The organism is Variovorax sp. OV084, assembly GCF_900111625.1.
Lineage (GTDB): Bacteria > Pseudomonadota > Gammaproteobacteria > Burkholderiales > Burkholderiaceae_C > Variovorax.
Genome location: NZ_FOII01000051.1, coordinates 1 through 2,312, shown reverse-complemented (window position 1 = coordinate 2,312; position 2,312 = coordinate 1). Strand labels below are relative to the sequence as shown.

General features: G+C 58.4%; 1 protein-coding gene and 1 pseudogene. One reads left to right on the top strand and one right to left on the bottom strand.

Features of this window, described 5'->3' with window-relative positions; all coding sequences use genetic code 11:
* Positions 1-233: 233 nt before the first annotated feature.
* Entirely contained in the window at positions 234-1,205 is a 972-nt protein-coding gene (locus BMW87_RS34555) for a LysR substrate-binding domain-containing protein (RefSeq protein ID WP_177192929.1), read from the bottom strand.
* Positions 1,206-1,333: 128 nt separating this feature from the next.
* On the opposite strand from BMW87_RS34555, the pseudogene BMW87_RS34550 reads away from it, so the two are divergent.
* Positions 1,334-1,726 (top strand): annotated as a pseudogene (locus BMW87_RS34550) (transposase); the annotation flags it as partial.
* Positions 1,727-2,312 lie beyond the last annotated feature (586 nt).

The window sequence follows — 2,312 nt, the reverse complement described above, 5'->3', positions numbered from 1 at the left end:
CCGCTTAAAAAAACAGCAGGGTAGGCTGAACACCCGGGTCAAATCGAAAGCGGCACAACCTTCATTGGTGGGTCAAATTACGGCCGGCGCCAACAATTGATCGGCTACATCGGAACCGAGAACGTCCTTTGCCAGTCGCGCAAAAAGGGTAAGCGGCGAGCGGCGCCACTTTGACGGCGATGGAGGAGAGGCGAGTTCTGGGATTGCAATTCGCAGAAAGGAGACGCGCCAGATCAAGGATCGCTTGCAGTCTGCATACGTTTGGTGGCAAAAGGATTGTCAGCCCAACCAAGCTCGTCAACGCATGCGCCCGCCGAAAGCTCGAAGTCGTGTCCCGCCTCCCGCAGCCAATCGATGAACGCCGTGATCAACGGGTCAGTCGCACGCGACGCAAGAAAGCACGCGAGCCACGGGCGATGTCGCGAGTGACGCAAGCCGAACGGTGCCGTCAGGCGGCCCTGCACCATGTCGTCCAACACCACGGCCAAGGGAAGAATTGCAACGCCCATGCCCTCCAGCGCCGCCTGTCGTCCGAAGAACATCTGCTCGAACTGCTGCCGCCTCGCTCCCAGCGCGCCAGCCACTCCGGACTGCGGCAGCCACACCTCCCAGGAATCCGGCCACGACGCGTACGAGATCAGCACCTGCCGTTTCAACCAGTCCTCGTCACCGGCGGGCCGGTCCTCAAGCAGATCTACATGGCAGATGGGCACATAGTAATCGTCCATGAAAGAAACGCACGTGACGCGATCTTGCTTCGCACGCACGCTATGGATGACGATGTCGCTATCGCCATCCTGAAGGTGCGCCGGCTTGGTGGAAGTTGCGAGCTTGACGCTCACCTCGGTGTGCCGGCGCTGAAAGCCGGTCATCCTCGGGATCAGCCAGTTCATGGCAAACGTTGGTGCGGCCATGATGGAAATGACGCTTCCGACGTCCTCTCGGGCCGCAGCGGACAGCGTTGCCAGACGGTCGAGCAGTCCGGTGAGTTCGCGCCCATAGCGGCGGCCCGCCTCGGTGGGAATCAACTGGGAAGAAGGGGTGCGAATGAACAGCGGACGCCCAACCCAATCTTCTATCAGGGCCACCTGCCTGCTCAATGCGCCATGCGTGACGTGCAGTTCCTCAGCCGCCTTGGTCAAACTGCCGTGGCGAACGACGGCTTCAAAGGCACGCACCGCATTCAGTGAGGGTAGTTTTCGCATAGATCCTGCACGCATTCTCGGCGGGTGCCGATTGAAAAGATTCACGCCCCTGTGACTTATTCTCGTTTGACACGCTGGCGCCTCGGGCAAGACAGGAGCAGCAAGACGCGGCGGGCTCAACCCGTCGATGCAACACTTCAATGGTCATCAGCTGGTCCATTGGGGAGCACCCCAACGCTGAGCTCGTCAACACGATGCTGGGTGCAGCGCTCGAGACCATGGCCGACGGCAATGCCCGACCCATTGTTCACTCTGATCGTGGTGCCCGCTACCGCTGGCCAGGTCGGCTATCAAGGATCGCAGATGCGAAGCTCACTTACTCGATGTCTCGGAACGGATGCTCGCCTGACAACGCTGCATGCGAAGGCTTCTTCGGACGGCTGAAAACGGGAATTTTTGCCCTCGGGACTGGAGGGCCGCCACGGTCGAGCAGTTCATCAAAGACGTTGATTCCTGCACCCGCTGGTACAACGAGAAGCGGATCAAGATCTCCCTTGGCTCTCAGCCCCATCGAGTACTGAGAGAGTCTTAGACTTGCAGCATAAAACCAGTCCAAGTTTTATCTGCCCCCCAGGTCAAATTTCGGCCGGCGCTAGCAGGCTGAGCTTGCAACGGGTGATAAGCGCGTCCACGCCGGCCATCACGATCAGAAATCGTACTTGTAGGAGACGCCGTTGAAGACGAAAAATCGAAGCAAGCCTCTTACGGGAACTTGGAATCGAATCACAAACCGTGGTTCGGAGCGGTAAGTCCTTGATTCTTCGAGACTGTGTGAGCGACTAAGGCCCCGCTCAAGCTGGGGCGGAATCGAAAAATCGTTCGCAACCTGCGCCAGTACTTGCTTTCAGTCTCTGTTCCGGTTCTATGGGTACAACTTCGGGTACACCAGACCATCTAAGACCTGCGCAATGCACATTGCAGCTGGTGCACTTGGCTGGTCTTGATGGATTATTGCGCGATTCGGCGTTGAGTGTGCCAGCCTCGTTCGTATTTTTCGATAGCGGCGTCCGCTTTGCAGCGAGGCTGTGTGAAAACCCTCTCACGACCTGACGCTTCGGCCGGTAGAGTTCCCGGACATATTGAACACGGGGGTCAATATGCCCAGAT

Bases quoted from the DNA above. Each gene is read 5' to 3' on its own strand.
- BMW87_RS34555 (WP_177192929.1), bottom strand. From the start codon at position 1,205: ATGCGAAAACTACCCTCACTGAATGCGGTGCGTGCCTTTGAAGCCGTC.